Raw genomic sequence first — 19,702 nt, 5'->3', positions numbered from 1 at the left:
TTTAAAAGCGACTAGGCGCTACCCCAAATTGTTTCTCAAAGGCAAACGAAAAATGAGATAAATCTTCAAAGCCCAGGTCGAGGTAAATTTCACTGGGCTTTTTGTTGCTCTTTTCAATTAAGAATCGAGCTTCTTGTAAGCGTTGCTGAACTAGTGACTTGGCGATTGTTGGAAAATTTTTTCGAAGTCGCGTTTAAAACTTGATAAACCACTTTTTTGAAACCGTGGTCGTCATCGTACATTTTGTTGTATTTCAGAAGGTGATTTCGACGAACTACTCCGCATTCGCTAGGTTTTAGCTTCAACTCCTTTTTACCTTCGTAGTAGATAATACTTCCCGTCGATCTTCATGGTTTTGCCTGCAATTTGATGTCAGAGACCTCTAACGTTGAAGAAGAATAACCTCTTGAAACACAATGAATCATGGCTATTGGTACCTCATTCAACGTACACGACCATTTTGAAAAAACGGCCATAAACAATGGGGTTAGAAATCCTAAATACCGATAAAATGAGAGGAGGTTTTGTTGTCCCTTGACTGGCTTCATAAATCCTGGACGAAAATTATACACTTGCTTAAACGGCAACGTTAACAACGTGTTTTCGGTACGTCCTTTTACTCGTGCCCACATTACTTTTCCTTGTTCTGTACTATCAGTTCCACTGCCTGAAACATAAGTAAATGTCATATTGGGATTGATACTTGACAACGTTTTTGCGAAGGGAATTACAAAATCGAAAGTAGCTTTCGTAAACGACTCTTCGGTATGTCCAATAGAACTAACTCCTGCACAAAAAAAACAAGCATCGTAGTCGGTTAGGCTTGCTTTGAAGTCTCCTATGGTCGAAAAGTCTTTGACTATCAACTCTTTCAATTTAGGGTGTTTATGAACAATGGGCTTACGATTTATAACAAGTACGTCGGTAATTTGGGGCTGTTCGAGGCAAACCAACATGACTCCTTCTCCAACCATACCCGTGGAACCTGTGATGATAACTTTCATTCTTATTTAGTTTAGATGTCCCGAATTTATTAAACTTTGAGCTGTTGCCAAAAGAGCTTCTTCTTTTCTTGCAGGGGCCGAAACACCAACATAGTGTTTTTATTGAGATGCTAATGCAAAATTACCTATCTAAAATGTCGGATTTACCCCCCTCTGAAGTCTAATTCTTCTCTTACTTTTGCCAAAATGTTTTATTTGAAATGACAAACCCTAAAACGGTTTCGAAAGAAATCATTGTTTTTACGTCTTGCTCAATGGTTTTGACAGCTTTGGGTATAGATATTATGTTGCCCGCTTTTGCAGATGTTCGACGCCATTTTGCCGTCGGGAACGACGTTGCCCAAACCGACAGGTTAGTGACGTTTTTCTTTATGGGACAAATCATGCAAATTGTCTTTGGCTACCTCACCGACAAAATGGGGAGATTGCCTATTTTGCGTTTTGGAATTATCCTCTACATTTTGAGCGGATTCGCCACGGTCTATGCGCCCAGTTTGGCTTGGATGTTTTTCTTTCGGTTTATTTCAGGCATGGGAGCTGCGGCGGTATTTATGACTTCAATCGCTTCTGTTCGCGACCGTTATGCGGGCGACGAAATGGCTAGAGTGATGTCACTTGTGCTTACTTTATTTTTGTTTACCCCCGTTATAGCCCCTTCCCTTGGAGCGGTGATTTTAAATTATTATTCGTGGCAATGGGTGTTTTTAATTCCTCCCGTTTTTGCGGTTTTGGTATTTATTTGGTCGTTTCGGATGGACGAATCTTTGCCCGTCGAAGCCAGAAATGACATGAAAATTGGCGAGTTGTTACCGAAACTCAAATCAATTGCTACTGATGCACATTTTCTTCGGTATGTCACCATCGCTACTTTAATCTTTTCTGTGTTAAGCAGTTATGTGTCTAGTTCAGAAAGAATCATTGGGGATATTTACCAACGCCCCGATTTGTTCCCCATTATTTTTGGTGCTATTGGTTTGTTAATGGCCATTTTATCGTTGACCAACTCCTATTTTACCAAGAGGTATGGAGCAAAAAAGACGCTTAGGGTGATTCTGCTGCTTTATTTAGCGACAGCATCGGTGTTGCTTGGGGGTGTGCTGTTGTTGGGAAATCCTCCACCGATGGTCTTTTTCTTTGTGATGATAGCGCTATTGATGGCGTTCACTACCGCTGGCGACCCTAATAGTGGGGCGTTAGCGCTGGAGTTTATGGGTGAAAATGCAGGTTTGGCAGCGGCAGTTGACGGCACTATTTTCTTTTTTATTGGTTCGGGGATTGGGGCAGTCATTAGTAGTCAGTTGACCGATGGAGTGTTGCCGTTAGCGATAGGAGCCGTGTTGGCGAGTTTGGTTTCGGTGCTTTTGGTTTTTGGGGATACCACTAAAAAATAGTACACACTACAGTTTCTTTAACTCAAAATCTTTGAGTTCACCCGTCCCTTTAAAACTTATTCGACTGCCTACAATATTGCCCAGATTTTCTTTAAATGGAGTTTGATAAATCAAGTGTTGGTCTAAAAAAATTGAAAGAAGTTGGTTTTTTACCCGACAATCTACTTGGACATGTTTATCAAAGTTTACCCCAAAAGCCGATAAATCTGTTGTTTTTCCGTTAATTTTTTTACTCCCAACGACTAAATTTAATTCACCCACACATCCCCGAATGCTTAATGGGATATGGATAATTCCGTTTTGACACAAAAGCGTGATTGTGCTGATTCGACACACTCCATTGCTTTCTGTACTGGTATTTCTGAGGGTTGTTTTCATCTCAAAGGTTTGACTTGGTACGCACATGTTTTTTGAGATTTTATAAAATGAAACCCAAGGAACTTCTTTTTGAAAAGAAATACGGTGGATTTTCAATTGTTTTTCGGTTATGCTCAATGGTAACGTATTACCTATATTTTCTACATAAATCGGGATAGGGAACTTGTCGATGGTTGCCAGCCAGTTGGGGGTTTCTATCAGCAAATCATGCTGTGCTACTACCGAGTCATTTAAAATCAGCTTAGCTTTATGATAACCCGGTTCATAATATGTACAGGTATAAGTATGCCCCGACTTCTCAACTTTGGCTCGTTGATTGATGTCCCAACTTTGTTGGATAAATACGGAATCGGCGTTGCTGTCAACCACATCGTAGTCAAAAATTATGGTAGTGGGCACACCTTTAACTACTGATTTGCTTTTAAAAACAACATGGTTAAACTGGATGGTTTTGGGGGGAGAAAAATAAGACCAACCCACGAAGACCATGCCAATGAAAGTGGTCAACAAACCAAAAAGTAATATATGATTTTTGGAAATCTGAGATTCATGCGTGTTTCTGTCAGCAGGTTTTTCTGGGTTTTGGGCTGGAGTGATAGCAGCGTTTTGGTTTTCAAATTCACGCCAACTTACATAACCCAAAAAAGCGGCAAGTGCATTCAGGGTATTTAGTTTGGGTTGGTTTTCATATTTTACCTTTCCCCAAATCCGTTTTAATGTGCTGCTACTTACCAATAACTTGGTTTCATCAAATATCTGTTGACTCAGATTCTCAAAATCCTGGTTTTGCCAGTTTTCTCCATCACCCCATTGCAATTTAGCTTCAATCAACTGCTTACAAAGGCTGATATGATTTATTTGGTTGTTCGGTTGGTGATTCATTTGGCACAAAAATAACTATTTATCAGTTGTTGAAAACCGCATAAGAGCCTTGAACAATTTTGATTTTTTTTGAATAAGCCCTGATTTCTTGCTGAGGGTATTTTTTGGGAACATTGCACAAAAATAACTTCAATTTATGCGAAATTTATTAACAAGTATCCTCTTAACAGGCTTATTTAGCGCTTGTTTGCAAGACAACAAAAAGAGTTTTTGGGAATCAAAAGATGCCTATTTTGGTCAAAAACTCCCTGGAGACACACCTGAAATTTTTGCTCCTAAAATGCTGATTGATTCGGGAATTGTATTAGGTACAGTCTCCTTTTCGGCAGATGGGAAAGCGTTTTATTACACCCAAGCCAAGGGGTGGTACGCTTCTGAAGGGAGTAAAACTCTCCAAAAAGTTTATAAAAATGGAAAATGGCAAACGCCTACGGTGCTGTTTGAGCAGGTTGTAAATCCAACGATTTCACCCGACGATTCTAAAATGTACTTTGGCGGTGAAGGTAGTAAAGTGCGTCTTAGTAATAGGGTTAATGGACAATGGACAACACCAAAAGTAATTCACGAAAAAAACTATGGATTGTACAATTGGTATCCTACCAACAACACCAATATTTTTTATGTCGCTAGCAATGCGCATCAGGGTAGTAAAAAAGACTACAGTACCTACGATTTTTGCAAGATGGTTGTCAGCGAGACAGATACCACAATAAGCAGCCTTGGAAAACCATTAAATACTTCTGGGTTCGACGGAGATTTTTACATTGCTCCTGATGAAAGTTACCTGATTATATCGGCCAAAGAAACCCCAACTTATGAGTGCGAACTATGGATAAGTTTTCGAAAAACAGATAAAACTTGGTCAGAACCGTTGAGCCTTGGTGATGCAATCAATAAAGGTGCAGCCCATCGTTTTGGCCAATACGTAACTCCTGACGGAAGATTTTTGATTTATACAAAAGGAACTTCGGATAAAGACTGCAACTTTTATTGGGTTAGATTTGACGGGCTTCTTGAACGATTGAAGAAAAAAGCAGGAGTCTAGCTTTTTCTAAATTTGCATTTTAAAATTTTGCCCGCAGATGTCACAGATTTAGAGTAGCGATTTCTGCGGGCAAAAAAACTACTCATTAACCAAAATCCGACTCGCCCCTGAATACACATTAAAACGTCCATCGCGAGTAAATCCAATGAGAGTTTGCCCGTATTGTTCGGCGGTCTCTATGGCAAGGCTAGAAGGCGCGCCCACCGCTACAATGATGGGTATAGACAACGCCAGCGCTTTGTGTAGCAATTCAAAACAAGCCCGCCCGCTTAGTACAAGCGCATGATTCTGAAACGTTTGAGCCGTAGTCAGTCGTGCCTTACCTGCGATTTTGTCCACGGCATTATGGCGGCCTACATCCTCGGCGTACAGTTGCATATTTCCAAATTCATCAAACACGCCTGCCGCATGAATCCCGCCCGTTTGGTCAAAAATCCGTTGGAAAGTGCTGAGTTTTTCAGGCAGCGACACCACGACACTCGCTTTCATTTTCACGTTACCAAAGGCAGTACTTTCATACGAATAACCCAACGCATCCAAAGAAGATTTCCCGCAAACACCGCAGCTTGAAGTTGCATAAAAATTACGCTGAAGTTTCTGTAAATCAGGGCGAATGTGTGGCTTTAATTTGACCGTTACGGTGTTGTCCAAATGCGCCGTTACCGAATCAATGTCATCGTTTTTCAAAAGCCCCTCCGTAAACAAAAAACCTCCAGCAAGCGCCTCGTCTTCGCCTGGCGTACGCATCGTTATTGAAATAGGTTTTTCGACCCAGCCATGAACCACATCCCAATATTCTATCCGAATTTCAAGAGGTTCTTCAACAACCACTAGGTCATTGACTGCTTCTGATTTTGAAGTTGAGGTAATAACTTTTAGAATAGGGACTTTTTTTGTGTTCATACAGCCAAGGTATTCATCTTTTAGCTTAAAAAAAGCCCCTACTTTCGCAGAGGCTTTTTATGTATTGTATCAACTTAAAACTAGCGGCTCAAGTAAAGGTTACGTTCGCCATATACTTTTTGGAAGAAATCATCTTCAAGGCTATCAATGAAGTAAATACCCTCTCCCGTTGATTTCATTTCTGGTCCGAGTTCCTTGTTTACGTTCGGGAATTTGTTGAACGAGAACACAGGAATCTTAATCGCCCATCCCTTTTTCACAGGATTGAACTGAATATCAGACACTTTTTTGTCGCCCAACATAAACTTGGTTGCGTAGTTTACGTAAGGTTCCTGGTATGCTTTGCAAATAAACGGTACCGTACGCGAAGCACGTGGGTTGGCTTCGATGACATACACCACGCCATTTTTTACGGCAAACTGCATGTTAATCAAGCCTTTGACTTTCATGGCTTTGGCTACTTTCAACGTAATCTCCTCAATCTGACGAATTTCGTCTTCCGTCAAATGGAACGGAGGCAAGGTAGCGTGCGAGTCACCTGAGTGGATACCAGCAGGTTCGATGTGTTCCATCACCCCAATAATGTACGCATCTTCACCGTCACAAATGGCATCTGATTCAGCTTCGATGGCGTTTTCGAGGTAGTGGTCAAGCAAGATGTTATTATCTGGAATATCGTTCAAGATTTTCACAACGTGTTGTTCCAATTCTTGTTCGTTCAAGACAATCTTCATGCTTTGTCCACCCAAAACGTAACTTGGACGAACCAACAATGGGAAGCCGAGGTTTTTACCGATTTCAACGGCTGCATCTGAAGTACGAACAGTATCAAACTTAGGATATGGAATGCCCAAATCGCGTAACAACGACGAGAAACGGCCACGGTCTTCGGCTAAATCGAGGGTATCGAAACTACTTCCGATGATTTTGATGCCGTATTGGTGTAGTTTTTCCGCAATTTTCAAGGCCGTTTGTCCACCCAACTGCACAATAACTCCCTCTGGCTTTTCGTGCTGGATAATGGCGTGAACGTGTTCCCAGAAAACAGGCTCGAAGTAAAGTTTATCCGCAATATCAGGGTCGGTAGAAACCGTCTCAGGGTTACAGTTAATCATCACTGTTTCGTAGCCAGCCTCTTTAGCCGCCAACACCCCGTGAACACAAGAGTAGTCAAACTCAATACCCTGTCCGATGCGGTTAGGGCCAGAACCTAACACTACTACTTTTTTGCGATTTGAAACCACCGATTCGTTCTCAGGTTCGTCTTGCGAAACGCTAAATGTTGAGTAATAATAAGGCGTTTTAGCTTCAAACTCTGCCGCGCAGGTATCAACGCACTTGAACACGCGCTTGATGTTGTGTTCCTGACGGAATTTATAAATGCGACTTTCTTTTACTCCCAACAAATGCGCAATTTGGCGATCGGCATACCCTTTTTGTTTGGCCGTCAACACCAAGCTCGCTGGAATATCTTCGAGGTCGTATTTCTGAATTTCTTTTTCTAATTCAACGAGTTCTTCAATTTGGTGTAAGAACCAAGGATCTATTTTCGTCAAATTTTGGATAGTTTTGAACGAAAGTCCCAATTTGAAAGCATCGTAAATATGGAACAGGCGGTTCCAACTTGGATGCGCAAGGCTATCTTTAATTACCTCTACATCAGTCACTTCTTTGCCATCTGCTCCCAAACCGTTACGACGAATTTCGAGCGACTGACACGCTTTTTGAAGGGCTTCTTGGAAGTTACGTCCAATCCCCATTGCTTCACCCACCGACTTCATCTGCAAGCCCAATGAGCGGTCAGCTCCTGGGAATTTGTCGAAGTTCCAACGTGGTACTTTTACGATAACATAGTCAATCGTAGGCTCAAAGAACGCCGATGTGCTTCCTGTGATTGGGTTGATAAGCTCGTCGAGGTTGTAACCAATCGACATTTTTGCCGAAATTTTCGCAATTGGATAGCCCGTCGCTTTCGATGCCAAAGCCGACGAACGCGAAACCCGTGGGTTGATTTCAATCACGATGATTTCGTCCGTTTCAGGGTTTACCGAGAACTGAATGTTACAGCCTCCTGCAAACTTACCGATACCGTTCATGGTCAAAATCGCCAAGTCACGCATACGTTGGTAAAGAGTATCAGGTAGCGTCATCGCAGGGGCAACTGTCACGCTATCGCCCGTGTGGATACCCATCGGGTCGAAGTTCTCAATCGAACAAACGATGATAAGGTTTCCGAGACCGTCGCGCAAAAGCTCCAATTCGTACTCTTTCCAGCCCATTACGCTTTGCTCAATCAACACCTCATGTACTGGCGACGCCAACAAGCCGTGTTGAAGTGCTTTGTCAAAGTCTTTGGCATCGTTTACAAAACCACCTCCTGTTCCACCAAGGGTAAATGAAGGACGAATAACGAGTGGGAAGCCAATTTCTTGGGCGATTTCTTTTCCTTCTAAAAACGACTTCGCCGTGCGGCCTTTACAAACGCCAGCTCCTAACTCAATCATTTTGAGGCGGAATTTTTCACGGTCTTCGGTTGTCTCGATGGCCTTGATGTCCACCCCGATGATTTGTACACCGTACTTTTTCCAGATACCCGCTTTGTCGCAATCAATAGCTAAATTTAACGCCGTCTGACCACCCATAGTTGGCAAAACGGCGTCGATTTTATGTTTCTCTAAAATTTCAACAATGTACTTTTTCTCTAGTGGCTTCAGATAAACGTGATCAGCGTTGATGGGGTCTGTCATGATTGTCGCTGGATTCGAGTTAATCAGAATGACCTCAATTCCTTCTTCACGAAGAGAACGCGCCGCTTGTGAACCAGAATAGTCAAATTCGCAAGCTTGACCAATGATAATGGGGCCTGAACCAATGATGAGGACTGAGTTGATGTTGGGATTTTTAGGCATTTTTTTGTTTTGTGGGGTTATTCGGCTGTACCGCCAGCTCAAAAATTGTGCAAAATTAGGACATGAATCGTTTAGTCGGACATTAAAAAGTAAAAAAATATCTTTTCGGGTTTCGGTTTATGGTTTTCAGCCCAGGGATTACTCTTTCTATTCCACTGATAACCAACTAATTAATCTCCTATTTTTCTTTTTTTCAACGCAGATAAATTTAAAATCCACGAAAAATAAGTCGATTTTATAATTCCAAAAATTACGCTCATCTTTGGGATATGAACCCTTTATCTGAAATTTTAACTCAGTGGCAAACCCACGAAATTGTTTCACCTGCCAGTGCTGAAACCATCAAGCAAGCAGAAAACACGCGCCCAGTTTCGTTGTACTCACTCCTCCGAAACCTGCTTTACATTGGCCTTGTGTTGTTTACCTCAGGCGCGGGGATGCTCGTATATTTACACATCGACACCATTGGACACGATGCCCTCATTGTGGTATTGGCACTGCTAACATTGGGATGCTTTTTCTATACCTATCGACACAGTTCCCCATTTTCAATTTCAGAAGTCAACTCCGAAGGTAAGTTTGTTGATTTTGTGTTGTTACTCGGCGCCCTATTATTTCTTTCGCTTGAGGGCTACGCCCAATGGCGTTATTCGCTTTTTGGCACGCGTTATGGATTAGCAGCTTTTCTGCCAGCGGTTGTGTTTATCTTTTGTGCTTACCGTTTCGACCACCGCGGGGTATTGTCGATGGGGCTCACAGCCTTGGCATCTTGGGTAGGGTTGAGTATCGCTCCCTTGGAAGTATTGACGGGAAATGATTTTGGAAGTTCCCAAATCATCAATACCGCCGTTGGTTTTGCGTTGGTAGTGGGTGGCGTCAGTTTTGGACTTGCGCATCGTGGCATCAAAACTCATTTCACCGACACCTATTTAATCCTCACGGGCAACTTATTTTTCATTGGTGCTTTAGCAGGACTTTTCACCTCTGGCTACTGGTTTTTGTATGCCTTATTAATAGCGGGTTGTTGCACCTTTTTTGTGTGGTACGCTCGGCAAAAGCAATCGTTCATCTTTTTACTAATGGCCATTTTGTACGGTTACATCGCTTTTACCTATTTGCTCTTCAGCAAAATCGGCGACGCTGGTTCTTGGATGGTCTTTACTGGTTTTTACTTCCTTGCCAGCGCGGGTGGCGTTGTAATGTTTATTTTAAACTATAAAAAATGGTTAACCAACTGACCCAATGAAGGTATATCAGGAATCTTGGCTAATAAACTGCTACGCCCTTGGTTTGGCAAAAAAACTCCAAAAAGAAGGTACTTTGACAACAGCACAGGCAGAAGCAGTTCAAAAACTTCACGCTAACCTCCCCTATTCTCCCAACATATTCATCAAAGCGCTTTTATTTATTTTTGGCATCATTGGATTTGGTTTTGGAGGTTCGTTTTTCACGCTTATTCTCATGGGCGATGCTAATTGGGGATTACCCATCGGGGCTTTGTTGTACGGCGGCGGAACACTTTTTGGATTAGTTCACATCATTCGTCAGCGCAAACTTTACTTTTCAGGCATCGACAACGCGCTTTTGTACTGCATTCTTGGGTCATTAGGGCCTGTTTTTATGAAGGTTTCTGAAATCAACAATTTTAAAGAGCCTTGGCAGTTTGGGTTGCTTTATTTACCCTTTTTGCTCATGGCTGTCTATAGTTTTGGCGAACCGTTGGTAGCATTAGGTTTATTTTTCGACTTCTTATTTATCTTCTCGTCGTTGTTGATTAAACACCCACTCGGGAAAGCATTTTTACCATTTATACTGTCGGGGATTTCCATCGCCTTGTTTTTTTTATTACACCGCTTCTCAAAACGTCGAGCCGCTTTTTACTGGCAAACCGCCCTCGAATGGACGCTCCCTGTGGCTTTGCTTTGTGCCTATTTAAGCGTTAATTATATGGTTGTCCGATACGCCAATGCCTCTCTAAACGATTTGCCAATGCCTGCGCCCGAAATCCAATTTTCGTGGCTTTTTTGGACACTCACCTTTCTCATTCCACTCCTGCAACTAGGGCTGGGGATTCGATTACGTGACCGTTCCATCATCGTCGTAGCCCTTATTTCCGCCCTTTATTCCATCGTCACTTACCGTCACTATCATTCTTTACTCCCACTCGAATGGGGTCTTTTGCTAGGCGGGCTGATTCTGGCAAGCCTCGCTTATGCTCTTTTACGCTATTTAAAAACCCCAAAATTTGGTTTTAGCATCACCCCTGAAAGTAGCAAAAACAACCTCCTCCAAACTGTCGTTCTTTCGCATTTAACCAAAACAACCCAATCAACAGCTTCCCAAGAAGTAAAAATGGGAGGAGGAGATTTTGGCGGTGGCGGCGCGGGTGAGCAGTATTAATCAGCGCACTGATTCTAGCTATTTGCGTACCTTTGGGGCAAATCATTCAATTATTCCAACGCTACGATGAAGCTACAAGTGACCGAAGAGACTGAACTGATGGTATTTTTACTGTCAAAATTAACCCATCACAGTCGTACCAACATCAAAAGTTTACTTCGTGATGGTCAAATCCACGTGGACGGTCGAAGCGTTACCCAATTTAATCATCGTTTATCAGCAGGCCAAACGGTTGAGATAAATCCTAAAAAATCGGTAAAACCCGCACAGCGCCCCACGAAGGGCATTCGGATTTTATTTGAAGATGCGTATTTGATTATCGTTGAAAAAGAGGCTGGTTTGCTCTCTATTGCCACTGACAGAGGGGACGAGCCTACAGCTTACCGAATGTTGAGCGAACACGTAAAAACGCAAGACCCTAAGAATAAAATCTTCATCGTTCATCGCCTCGACCGCGACACGTCGGGAGTAATGGTTTTTGCCAAAAGTGAAGACATAAAAAATAAACTTCAATCGACATGGGGGCCAGATACCAAAGAGCGAACTTACATTGCTTTGGTAGAAGGCAAACCCAACCCTCCACAGGGCACGATTCGTTCGTATTTGCAGGAAAGCAAAGCCACGATTGTTTATTCTTCCAACAACCCAGAACGAGGTCAACTAGCGGTTACCCACTACGAAACGCTGCAATCCAATGCCCATTTTTCGCTTTTAAAGGTAGAATTGGAGACAGGTCGCAAAAATCAAATTCGGGTCCACATGCAAGACCTTGGGCATTCGGTCGTAGGAGATAAAAAATACGGTTCTTCTCAAAATCCACTTCATCGACTTGGGCTGCACGCTTGGGTTCTTGGACTTACCCACCCTGTAACGAACAACTACCTTCGCTACGAAAGCAAAATACCCGCCAAGTTTTTGGGAGTGTTTGGAAAATAAGGCGCGGTGTTTTTTAGCTTTCGTAGTAGCCTAAAACATACTCCCGCATGGTGGCGTAAAGGGGTCTCATGGTGTCAATCTCGCAAGAAGTGGGGGTAATGGTGTAGGTAGTTTCAAAGTCTTCGTGGGTAGCAGCTCGCCAAAGCCTTCCTTGAGGGTCAATGACCAAGGAAAAACCAATTCCCCCTCGAAAAATACGTGAGCCGTCGGTGCCCGTGTGCAAATGATACGTCCACGACTTGTGAACGTCTTCATAAACGGCGTTTTTTTGTATTTGTTCGGCGAAGGATTCAAACAAAATGGCGCGCTCCTCTGGACGGGCTTGCAATGTCCGAATAAGGGCTTTTCTAAACATCAAAGAGCCATCTTCAGCGAGGAGTACATCACAAGACATTGGTAGTTTCAATCAGTTTAATGGTTTTTTACCCGCAGACCTTCACAGATTTAAAGACGCAGATGACGCAGAGGGGTTCCGTGCAAATCTGCGCTTTTATAAATCTGTGAAGGTCTGCGGGTATATTTTTGATACTCCCCCTCAATACCCAGGTACAACCGTCCCAAGCTCTTTGGCTGCCGAATCGTTGATATTTTTGAAAAACCTATATTGCTTTTGAATGTCCATGATTTGGGCAAACTCTTCGTCAGTAGCACCCGAAAGACTACCCAATTGATTCATCAAATCCTTCATTTTATCGGCCGAATACGCCATTTTTAAGCGAAGAATTTTCTTAAAGGCAATTTCATGAAGCAAGTCCTCGTCGGTAGGGACAACAATCTCATACTTTTGCCAATTTTCGCTCAAATGGTGGCTATTTGTACACAAATCAATCGTCAATCGCTGCACATCGGGGTCGAGATGTCCCAAAAAATAGTCAGTTGAAGGTACTTCTCCGAAGTTAAATCGCTGTCTAAAAATCTCTAAAATGAGGTTGAACAACGGCGTTTCAAAGGTTATTTCGCCAATTTCGTGCAACAAATACCGACAAAGTGAAATACCCGCTTCCAATTCAACCTGACCGTACAAAATCAGCAACCGTACAAAAGCTTGCTCCTGCAAATACAGCCGTGTTTTGAATAAATCGTTGGGTAATTCAGTAACAAGCTTAGGCGTTTCCTTGGGGATATTGGGTAAAGGCTCAGCAAAGTTATCTTCGACCAAAATCCCAAATTCTTCCTCGATAAACGTATCCGAAAAGAACATTCCATCGGGCTCCATCGGCGGCGATGATTTGGGCGGCGGTGGTGGCTGGGAAGGCGATGATTGTTGCCTTCTTGGACTCTGACGTGGTTCGGCAGGCTTGGCTTTTTCTTGCTGCTGACGCAAGTATTTGTTGCCCTCCGAAATCAGCGTTTGTTCATCCATTTTCATCAAATCGGCCGTACGTCGGAAGAAAATCTGCCGTTTGATGGGGTCAGGAATTTTAGTAATACTCGCTACAATTTCGTTGATTGCTTCGGCACGTTTAAACGGATTGTCGCCCGCATCACGAAGAAGCATTTCGGTTTTGAAAGTTATAAAGTCTTTGGTCGCCTTCTTGACGTGGGCTTTAAAACCCTCAGCACCAACACTATAAACATAACTATCGGGGTCTTCGCCATCAGGAAGTGTCACCAAACTTACGTTAAGACCTTCCTCCAGTACCATATCCAAGCCCCGCAAAGCCGCTTTGATACCTGCCGCATCACCGTCGTACAAAATGGTAATGTTCTGGGTAAAGCGGGCAATCAACTTAATCTGGTCTTCGGTCAACGACGTACCCGACGAAGCCACAACATTCTGAATCCCAGCTTGATGGAGTGAAATGACGTCGGTGTAACCTTCTACCAAATAACAAACATCCTCTTGCCGAATGGCGTTTTTGGCTTGATGAATCCCGTAAAGGACTTTACTTTTATGGTAAACATCCGTTTCGGGAGAGTTAATGTACTTGGGCTGATTTTTGTCGTTGGTCAAAATCCGCGCTCCAAACGCAATTACTTTCCCCGATACATTATGAATCGGAAAAATTACGCGCCCTCGAAAACGGTCGTAATAGCGGTCGTTATTGCCTTCTTTGTGCAAGGCCAAACCCGCTTTTTGCAGTAAATCAGGGTTATAGCCACGTTTGGCCGCCTCCTTGGTCAAATTATCCCATTCGTTTAGACTATACCCCAACCCAAACGATTTGATAGTGGGGTCGTTAAAACCACGATTTCTGAAATAACTTAGCCCAATCGCCTGCCCTTCTTCGTGCTCGATTAACAGCTTTTGGTAGTGTTTTTGGGCAAAATTTAGCACAATGTACAAGCTATCACGCTCATTTTGGCGCAATACCTCCTCAGGCGTTTGTTGCTCTTCTTCTACTTCAATGTGGTATTTCTGTGCCAAATGTCGGAGGGCTTCGCCGTAGCTTACGCCCTCAATGTCCATCACAAATTTCACCGAGTCGCCCGCCGCACCACAGCCAAAACACTTGTAGATTTGACGGACGGGGTTAACGTTGAACGAAGGCGATTTCTCATTATGAAACGGACAGCACGCGATGTAATTGGCGCCACGTTTTTTGAGTGACACAAAATCTCCAATAACCTCTACAATGTCAGCGGTTTGTTTGATTCGGTCGGCAGTATCGTTTGAAATTCGCATGGGACAAAATTAGGATGGAAACGCTTCAAAATAAAAAAATCCCCCTTTATCGTTGATTTTTCTCACTTCACCACATTTGAGTTGAAAGCAACGATTGGGTGGCTGTACCTTTACAAAAAAAACAGCCATGACAACTTCCATCAAAAAACAAATAGCAGGTTTACTTTTCCTCCTCAGCGGGCTAACGTTGCTTTCGCTGCTGGTTTTTTACTAACATACACACGGTCTGACTATGACAAAGGTGAGACCGTATGTGTGTTAATCTCACCTTAATAAATGCGGTCTGACTACCGTCTGACCGTGGCATTATCCACCGTTTTTTGCCACACTCGCCATACGTTTTTATACATGAGGTTGGCAATATCACTTTCGGTATAACCTCTTTTAAGCAATACATAAATCAAGTTAGGGTACTGAGAAACATCCTTCAGTCCCGTAGGAAGGCTATCCCCTACTCCGTCGAAATCTGACCCAATGCCCACGTGCTTGGTACTTCCTGTCAATTTCACGACGTGGTCGATGTGGTCGGCAACCGTTTCTACGTCCGCAAAAAGTACAGGATTTTCTTTTTGGAATTGTTTTTGAAACTCGTCAGCTTCGGGCGTACCCATTTTGATACCTTTGTCTTTCAGCGCTTTACCAAACTTATCTTGCAAAGCTTCAATTTGTTGACGGTATTTTTCATCTAAAAAGCTGGAGCCAAAATTGATTTGAATCACTCCCCCTTTTTTAGCCAAAAGCTTAATCATATCGTCCGACATATTCCGCTTGAAAGTAGGCGTAAAATACCGACACGAAGAGTGCGACGCAATCACTGGTACCGATGATAGCTCAATGGCTTGGTAAAAAGCATCATCCGAAACGTGCGAAATGTCCACCATGATGCCAACGCGGTTCATTTCTTTGACTACGTCTCGCCCATAAGCGCTCAAGCCCTTGTGCGTGTGCGTAGTATCGTACGACGAATCACAAATGAGGTTGTCTTTACCGTGGGTCAAGGTTACGTAGCTGATGCCTTTTTTGCGGAAATAAGCCACATCCGAAATGGTTTGTAACGGTGCGCCGTTTTCCATCCCCATCGGAAATGAAATGACTCCTTTTTTGAAATTGGCATCCGCTTCTTTAGGCGTTGTGACAATACCAAATTTGTCGGGGTGCGCTGTCGCTATCCCGCGAACCATGTTAATCAACGAGTCTGCAAGTTCTTTTGCCCCACCCGTTTGTTGGTACGACGACGGAATATAAATCGACATAAACGGAGCCGACAATCCTCCTTTTTTGGCACGTTCGTAATCAAAATCGCCTTCGGTAGTTTTCAACGGAATCCCCAGATATTCACGCTCTAATCGGAAGTTCTTGATTTTGAGACGATACGGCAAGTCCACGTGGCCATCGGTAAGAATGTATTTGTGGGCAAGTTCGTCGGCTTTTTTGCGAAACCACTCATCAGTCATCTCCTTTTTCTCAACTTCTTTGAGATAACTTTGATTTTGAGCCGCGCCATTCAATTGTACAAACAGCAAAGCTGCAATAGTAATAATAAGGTGTTTCATGTAGGAGTTTGTTGATTTGACAGGAAAAAACGGTTATTTATTATTCAAAAAGGTTCAAGTAACTTTTCAAATCCAGCGCTCGTTTTTTTACAATTTCGAGGCGGCTATCAACGGCCATTGGCTGATACATGGTACCTTCCATTGTTGAATACAATTCTGACTGAAATTTAAACTCCAAATCGCGGTATTCTATCCATTTCCGCTGCGAGGTAAGCAAAGCTGCCTTTTGTTTGGCGTTAAGTTTCAAATTGAGCGCTTTGTAATTTTTGTTCAATTCGGCATCCCATTTTTTATAGGCTTCGTCCAAACACCCAACCATTCCCTGAGTGGAAGGATTTTTATCCATACATTTGTCCAAAGCAATGTCAATAGGGTGTTTTTCGGTTTCGTCTTGGGCCATACTGACGACAGGAAGGGCAAATAAAAAGCAAACGACTAAGAAACAATACGATTTCATTGATGTTACGGTTTTTGAAAATTGAGTACGTTACAAATAAACGAAAATAAATGACGTCAAACGATTTCGTTCAGCAAGAACGAAGCCGATTAATCAAAGCCAAAGCACAAGAACTTGGCTTTGATTTTTGTGGTATATCAACGGCCACTTTTTTGGAAGAAGAAGCCCCTCGTCTCGAACAGTGGCTGTTGAGAAATCATCATGGCCAAATGCACTACATGGGAAATCACTTTGACAAACGCCTCGACCCTCGTAAACTCGTCGAAGGGGCAAAATCAGTGATTTCCGTTTTGTTGAATTATTACCCTGAACAACAGTTAGATGAAGGCGAAAATGCCCTCAAACTATCAAAATACGCCTACGGTACCGATTATCATTTTGTGTTAAAAGACAAACTCAAAGCCCTCATTGAAGAAATTCAAAGCGAAATAGGCGAGGTAAACGGCCGCGTTTTTGTGGACTCAGCCCCCGTGATGGACAAAGTATGGGCGGCAAAAAGTGGGCTCGGCTGGGTCGGAAAACATACCAATCTCATCAACCGCCAAATGGGAAGTTTTTTCTTCATTGGGGAAATTATATCCGACCTTGAGCTTTGGCCAGATGCCCCCATTAAAGATTATTGCGGCACCTGCACGCGCTGCGTGGATGCTTGTCCTACAGACGCCATTACGGAGCCTTACGTGGTCGATGGTAGTAAATGTATCAGTTATTTTACGATTGAACTCAAAGAAGCAATTCCAGAAGAAGTACGAGGGAAGTTCAAGAACTGGATTTTTGGCTGTGACATTTGCCAAGATATTTGTCCGTGGAATCGGTTTTCACGTCCCCACCAAACGCCTGAATTTAATCTTCATCCCGATTTGGCACAGTTTACTCGAAAAGATTGGGAAGAAATTACGCAGGAAGTATTTCAAGAAGTATTTCGCCGCTCACCCGTCAAACGGACAAAACTGGAGGGCTTAAAACGTAATATTGGTTTTGTAACTACGCCAAAAGAATAGGTTTTTAAAAACCTGACAAGTTTCAAAAACTTGTCAGGTCTAAACATTAGAATAAACTTGAAAGGTCTTTTAAATTTATCAAACCCATTTTTATACAGTCTCTAACACAATTAACGGTTAACAAATAACCATTAACTCTGTTTGGCTACTTAATCGTACTCACGTGCAAATGCGAATCGTGCTTTTCGCTGTGGTAAATACGAATCGTTGCTTTTTGAAAATCTTTTTCGTCCGCTTCGCTTATGTTCATAAATTTCTGCGGATTGCGATCCACAATCGGAAACCATGAACTTTGGATTTGCACCATAATTTTGTGGCCTTTCTTAAACGTATGAAGTACATCTGGCATCCGCACTTTTACATCCGTCACTTGGTTTGGCACAAAAGCTTCTGGTTTTTCAAAACTATTCCGAAACTTCCCGCGCAACACCTCTGCCCGAACCAACCGCTGATAGCCAGCCATCGTTAAATTCTTAGGATTAGGCGTTGGATTGGCCGCATCTTCGGGTAAGACGTCAATCAACTTCACAATAAAATCAGCGTCCGTTCCCGTCGTAGAAGCAAAAAAGTGCGCCGTCATCGGCCCCGAAAACGTCACATCTTCGGTTAACGCTTCAGTTTCGTACGTAAGAACATCAGGACGACGAGCCGCAAAACGCTGGTCTTCAATCATGTACTGATTATTACGACGCGCAAAGACACCATCCGTGTAAGGAACAGGTTTGGCAGGATCGCTTACGTACTCATCAAAGCCATCTTTTTCTTTTGTTTCTTCCCAAGACAATTTTCCATTCGCCTGAAAATGAAGCTCTTTTGCTACTTTTTCTTTGGGTGGCCACGTCTCAAACGTTTTCCATTCGTTGGTTCCCGTATTAAAAAGGGTCGCCTCAGCCGCTTTCCATTCTCCTTTATCTTTCAGGTAATAATTAAAAAACTTCGTTTCAAGCTCTTCCTGAAAATACTTAGCCGTATTACTACCAAACTGCAACGGCCCAAACTCCGACCAATCAGCTCGCGACCAAGCACCGTGCGTCCAAGGCCCCATCACGAGTTGGTTTTTGGAAGTTGGGCTTTGTTTCTCAATGGCTTCGTAGGTACGCAAAGCCCCAAACAAATCTTCAGCATCAAACCATCCTCCCACCACCAAAGTAGCAGGTTTGACATTTTTCAGCGCAGGACGGATGTTTCTTGATTTCCAGTAATCATCGTACGTTTCGTGCTGAAGGTATTCGTTCCAAATTTTACCCCGATTATTAAAATAAGCTGCACCGTTGGCATTTTTTAGAGGCCCTAGCTTCAAGAAAAAGTCATAAGCATCCTTTGTTCGATTCGCAAACAATCCTGTGTATGAGGCACTTGGCTTAGTCCGTGGCGCATCAAAGTAGCTCAAAAAATTGAAATTATCCAGTAAGAAAAAAGCCCCATTGTGGCGGGCATCGTCACCTATAAACTCGTCAGTAACAGGCGCTTGAGGCGAAACGGCCTTAATGGCTGGGTGCGCATCAGGCAGCGAGGCCGAGGCATAAAAACCTGGGTACGAAATCCCTGTAATGCCGACCCGACCGTTATTACGAGGGATATTTTTAAGGAGCCACTCTACCGTATCGTAGGTATCAGTGCTTTCATCGGTATCTTTCGCACTTTTTTTGTCAAACTTATGGGGTGTCATTTCTTCAAACGAACCCTCGCTCATGTAGCGCCCCCGCACGTCCTGCGTTACAAAGATGTATTTTTCTTCTGACAACAATTTACTTGGACCAGGCCCATTTCCTGGGTAATTGGTTTCTCCATAAGGCCCCGCCGAATAGGGCGTTCGCTCCATAATAATCGGGTATTTTTGGCTGCTGTCTTTAGGTACATAAATGACGGTATAAAGCTTTACACCATCCCGCATCGTAATCTGTTTGTCAAGTTTTGTGTAGTTGTCTTTCACAAAGTTTTGGGCTTGTGCGGCCACACTTAAAAACGCCGCCAGGGCAAGAAAGGAAAGTTTCATGGAACTAATTGGTTTTGAGCAAAATTATGACAAAACGCTGGTAAAGAAAAAGGCCAGCGATATTGAAATGACTACCTTGGCTTATTACCTTTCTTATATTTTGTATTATTCAAATAAAAAACTAGCAAATTCCAGTTCTTTAAAGAGATAATATTGTAATAAACTGAGTTTGTCAATAAAATAACTTACCTTTGCGAGTCTTTTTTCATAGCCATAATTAA

At 42.9% G+C, this 19,702-nt stretch carries 16 protein-coding genes; 6 read left to right on the top strand and 10 right to left on the bottom strand.

The features are described 5' to 3' along the window. Nucleotide 1 precedes the first annotated feature (1 nt). Both DTQ70_RS31265 and DTQ70_RS07905 read right to left on the bottom strand, forming a co-directional pair. Entirely contained in the window at nt 2-118 is a 117-nt protein-coding gene (locus DTQ70_RS31265) for a helix-turn-helix domain-containing protein (protein WP_310588036.1), read from the bottom strand. Nucleotides 119-347: 229 nt separating this feature from the next. Then, nucleotides 348-1,004 (bottom strand): NAD-dependent epimerase/dehydratase family protein, encoded by a 657-nt coding sequence (locus DTQ70_RS07905; protein WP_310588024.1) that lies wholly within the window; start codon nt 1,002-1,004, stop codon nt 348-350. A gap of 200 nt (nt 1,005-1,204) precedes the next feature. Here DTQ70_RS07905 and DTQ70_RS07900 point away from each other — a divergent pair, with 200 nt between their 5' ends. Continuing rightward, complete coding sequence (locus tag DTQ70_RS07900; RefSeq protein ID WP_122930308.1) at nt 1,205-2,395, top strand: MFS transporter; 1,191 nt, start codon at nt 1,205-1,207, stop codon at nt 2,393-2,395. 6 nt (nt 2,396-2,401) lie between these two features. On the opposite strand, the gene DTQ70_RS07895 is transcribed toward DTQ70_RS07900, so the two are convergent. Next, nucleotides 2,402-3,655 (bottom strand): hypothetical protein, encoded by a 1,254-nt coding sequence (locus DTQ70_RS07895; RefSeq protein ID WP_122930307.1) that lies wholly within the window; start codon nt 3,653-3,655, stop codon nt 2,402-2,404. Between the two features lie 136 nt (nt 3,656-3,791). Between DTQ70_RS07895 and DTQ70_RS07890 the strand changes: the two genes are divergently transcribed. After that, complete coding sequence (locus DTQ70_RS07890) at nt 3,792-4,700, top strand: hypothetical protein (RefSeq protein WP_122930306.1); 909 nt, start codon at nt 3,792-3,794, stop codon at nt 4,698-4,700. Nucleotides 4,701-4,778: 78 nt separating this feature from the next. Here DTQ70_RS07890 and fdhD read toward each other — a convergent pair whose 3' ends face one another. Both fdhD and carB read right to left on the bottom strand, forming a co-directional pair. Beyond that, on the bottom strand, nt 4,779-5,603 hold the full coding sequence (fdhD, locus tag DTQ70_RS07885; protein WP_122930305.1) for a formate dehydrogenase accessory sulfurtransferase FdhD: 825 nt from the start codon (nt 5,601-5,603) through the stop codon (nt 4,779-4,781). A gap of 80 nt (nt 5,604-5,683) precedes the next feature. Next, entirely contained in the window at nt 5,684-8,512 is a 2,829-nt protein-coding gene (gene carB, locus DTQ70_RS07880) for a carbamoyl-phosphate synthase large subunit (protein ID WP_122934308.1), read from the bottom strand. A 269-nt stretch (nt 8,513-8,781) separates the two neighbouring features. Between carB and DTQ70_RS07875 the strand changes: the two genes are divergently transcribed. From DTQ70_RS07875 to DTQ70_RS07865, 3 genes are all read left to right on the top strand, one after another. Next, a complete protein-coding gene (locus tag DTQ70_RS07875) occupies nt 8,782-9,750 on the top strand; it encodes a DUF2157 domain-containing protein (protein WP_122930304.1) in 969 nt (322 codons plus the stop codon). A gap of 4 nt (nt 9,751-9,754) precedes the next feature. Next, nucleotides 9,755-10,912 (top strand): hypothetical protein, encoded by a 1,158-nt coding sequence (locus DTQ70_RS07870; RefSeq protein WP_122930303.1) that lies wholly within the window; start codon nt 9,755-9,757, stop codon nt 10,910-10,912. A gap of 66 nt (nt 10,913-10,978) precedes the next feature. Then, complete coding sequence (locus DTQ70_RS07865) at nt 10,979-11,848, top strand: RluA family pseudouridine synthase (protein WP_122930302.1); 870 nt, start codon at nt 10,979-10,981, stop codon at nt 11,846-11,848. A gap of 13 nt (nt 11,849-11,861) precedes the next feature. Here the strand turns inward: DTQ70_RS07865 and DTQ70_RS07860 are convergent, their stop codons facing one another. From DTQ70_RS07860 to DTQ70_RS07845, 4 genes are all read right to left on the bottom strand, one after another. After that, entirely contained in the window at nt 11,862-12,242 is a 381-nt protein-coding gene (locus DTQ70_RS07860; RefSeq protein ID WP_164489920.1) for a hypothetical protein, read from the bottom strand. Nucleotides 12,243-12,383: 141 nt separating this feature from the next. Further along, nucleotides 12,384-14,474 (bottom strand): DNA primase, encoded by a 2,091-nt coding sequence (gene dnaG, locus DTQ70_RS07855; RefSeq protein WP_122930300.1) that lies wholly within the window; start codon nt 14,472-14,474, stop codon nt 12,384-12,386. Nucleotides 14,475-14,761: 287 nt separating this feature from the next. Continuing rightward, nucleotides 14,762-16,027 carry a dipeptidase gene (locus tag DTQ70_RS07850; protein WP_122930299.1) on the bottom strand — a complete coding sequence of 422 codons (1,266 nt, stop codon included), beginning with the start codon at nt 16,025-16,027 and terminating at the stop codon, nt 14,762-14,764. 40 nt (nt 16,028-16,067) lie between these two features. After that, a complete protein-coding gene (locus tag DTQ70_RS07845) occupies nt 16,068-16,484 on the bottom strand; it encodes a lysozyme inhibitor LprI family protein (protein WP_122930298.1) in 417 nt (138 codons plus the stop codon). Between the two features lie 50 nt (nt 16,485-16,534). On the opposite strand from DTQ70_RS07845, the gene queG reads away from it, so the two are divergent. Beyond that, nucleotides 16,535-17,485 carry a tRNA epoxyqueuosine(34) reductase QueG gene (queG, locus tag DTQ70_RS07840; RefSeq protein ID WP_122930297.1) on the top strand — a complete coding sequence of 317 codons (951 nt, stop codon included), beginning with the start codon at nt 16,535-16,537 and terminating at the stop codon, nt 17,483-17,485. A gap of 145 nt (nt 17,486-17,630) precedes the next feature. On the opposite strand, the gene DTQ70_RS07835 is transcribed toward queG, so the two are convergent. Further along, entirely contained in the window at nt 17,631-19,481 is a 1,851-nt protein-coding gene (locus DTQ70_RS07835; protein WP_122930296.1) for a CocE/NonD family hydrolase, read from the bottom strand. Nucleotides 19,482-19,702 lie beyond the last annotated feature (221 nt).

This window comes from Runella sp. SP2 (genome assembly GCF_003711225.1).
GTDB lineage: Bacteria > Bacteroidota > Bacteroidia > Cytophagales > Spirosomataceae > Runella.
The sequence above is the reverse complement of the archived record's forward strand: the minus strand, read 5'-3'. Positions and strand labels throughout refer to the sequence as shown.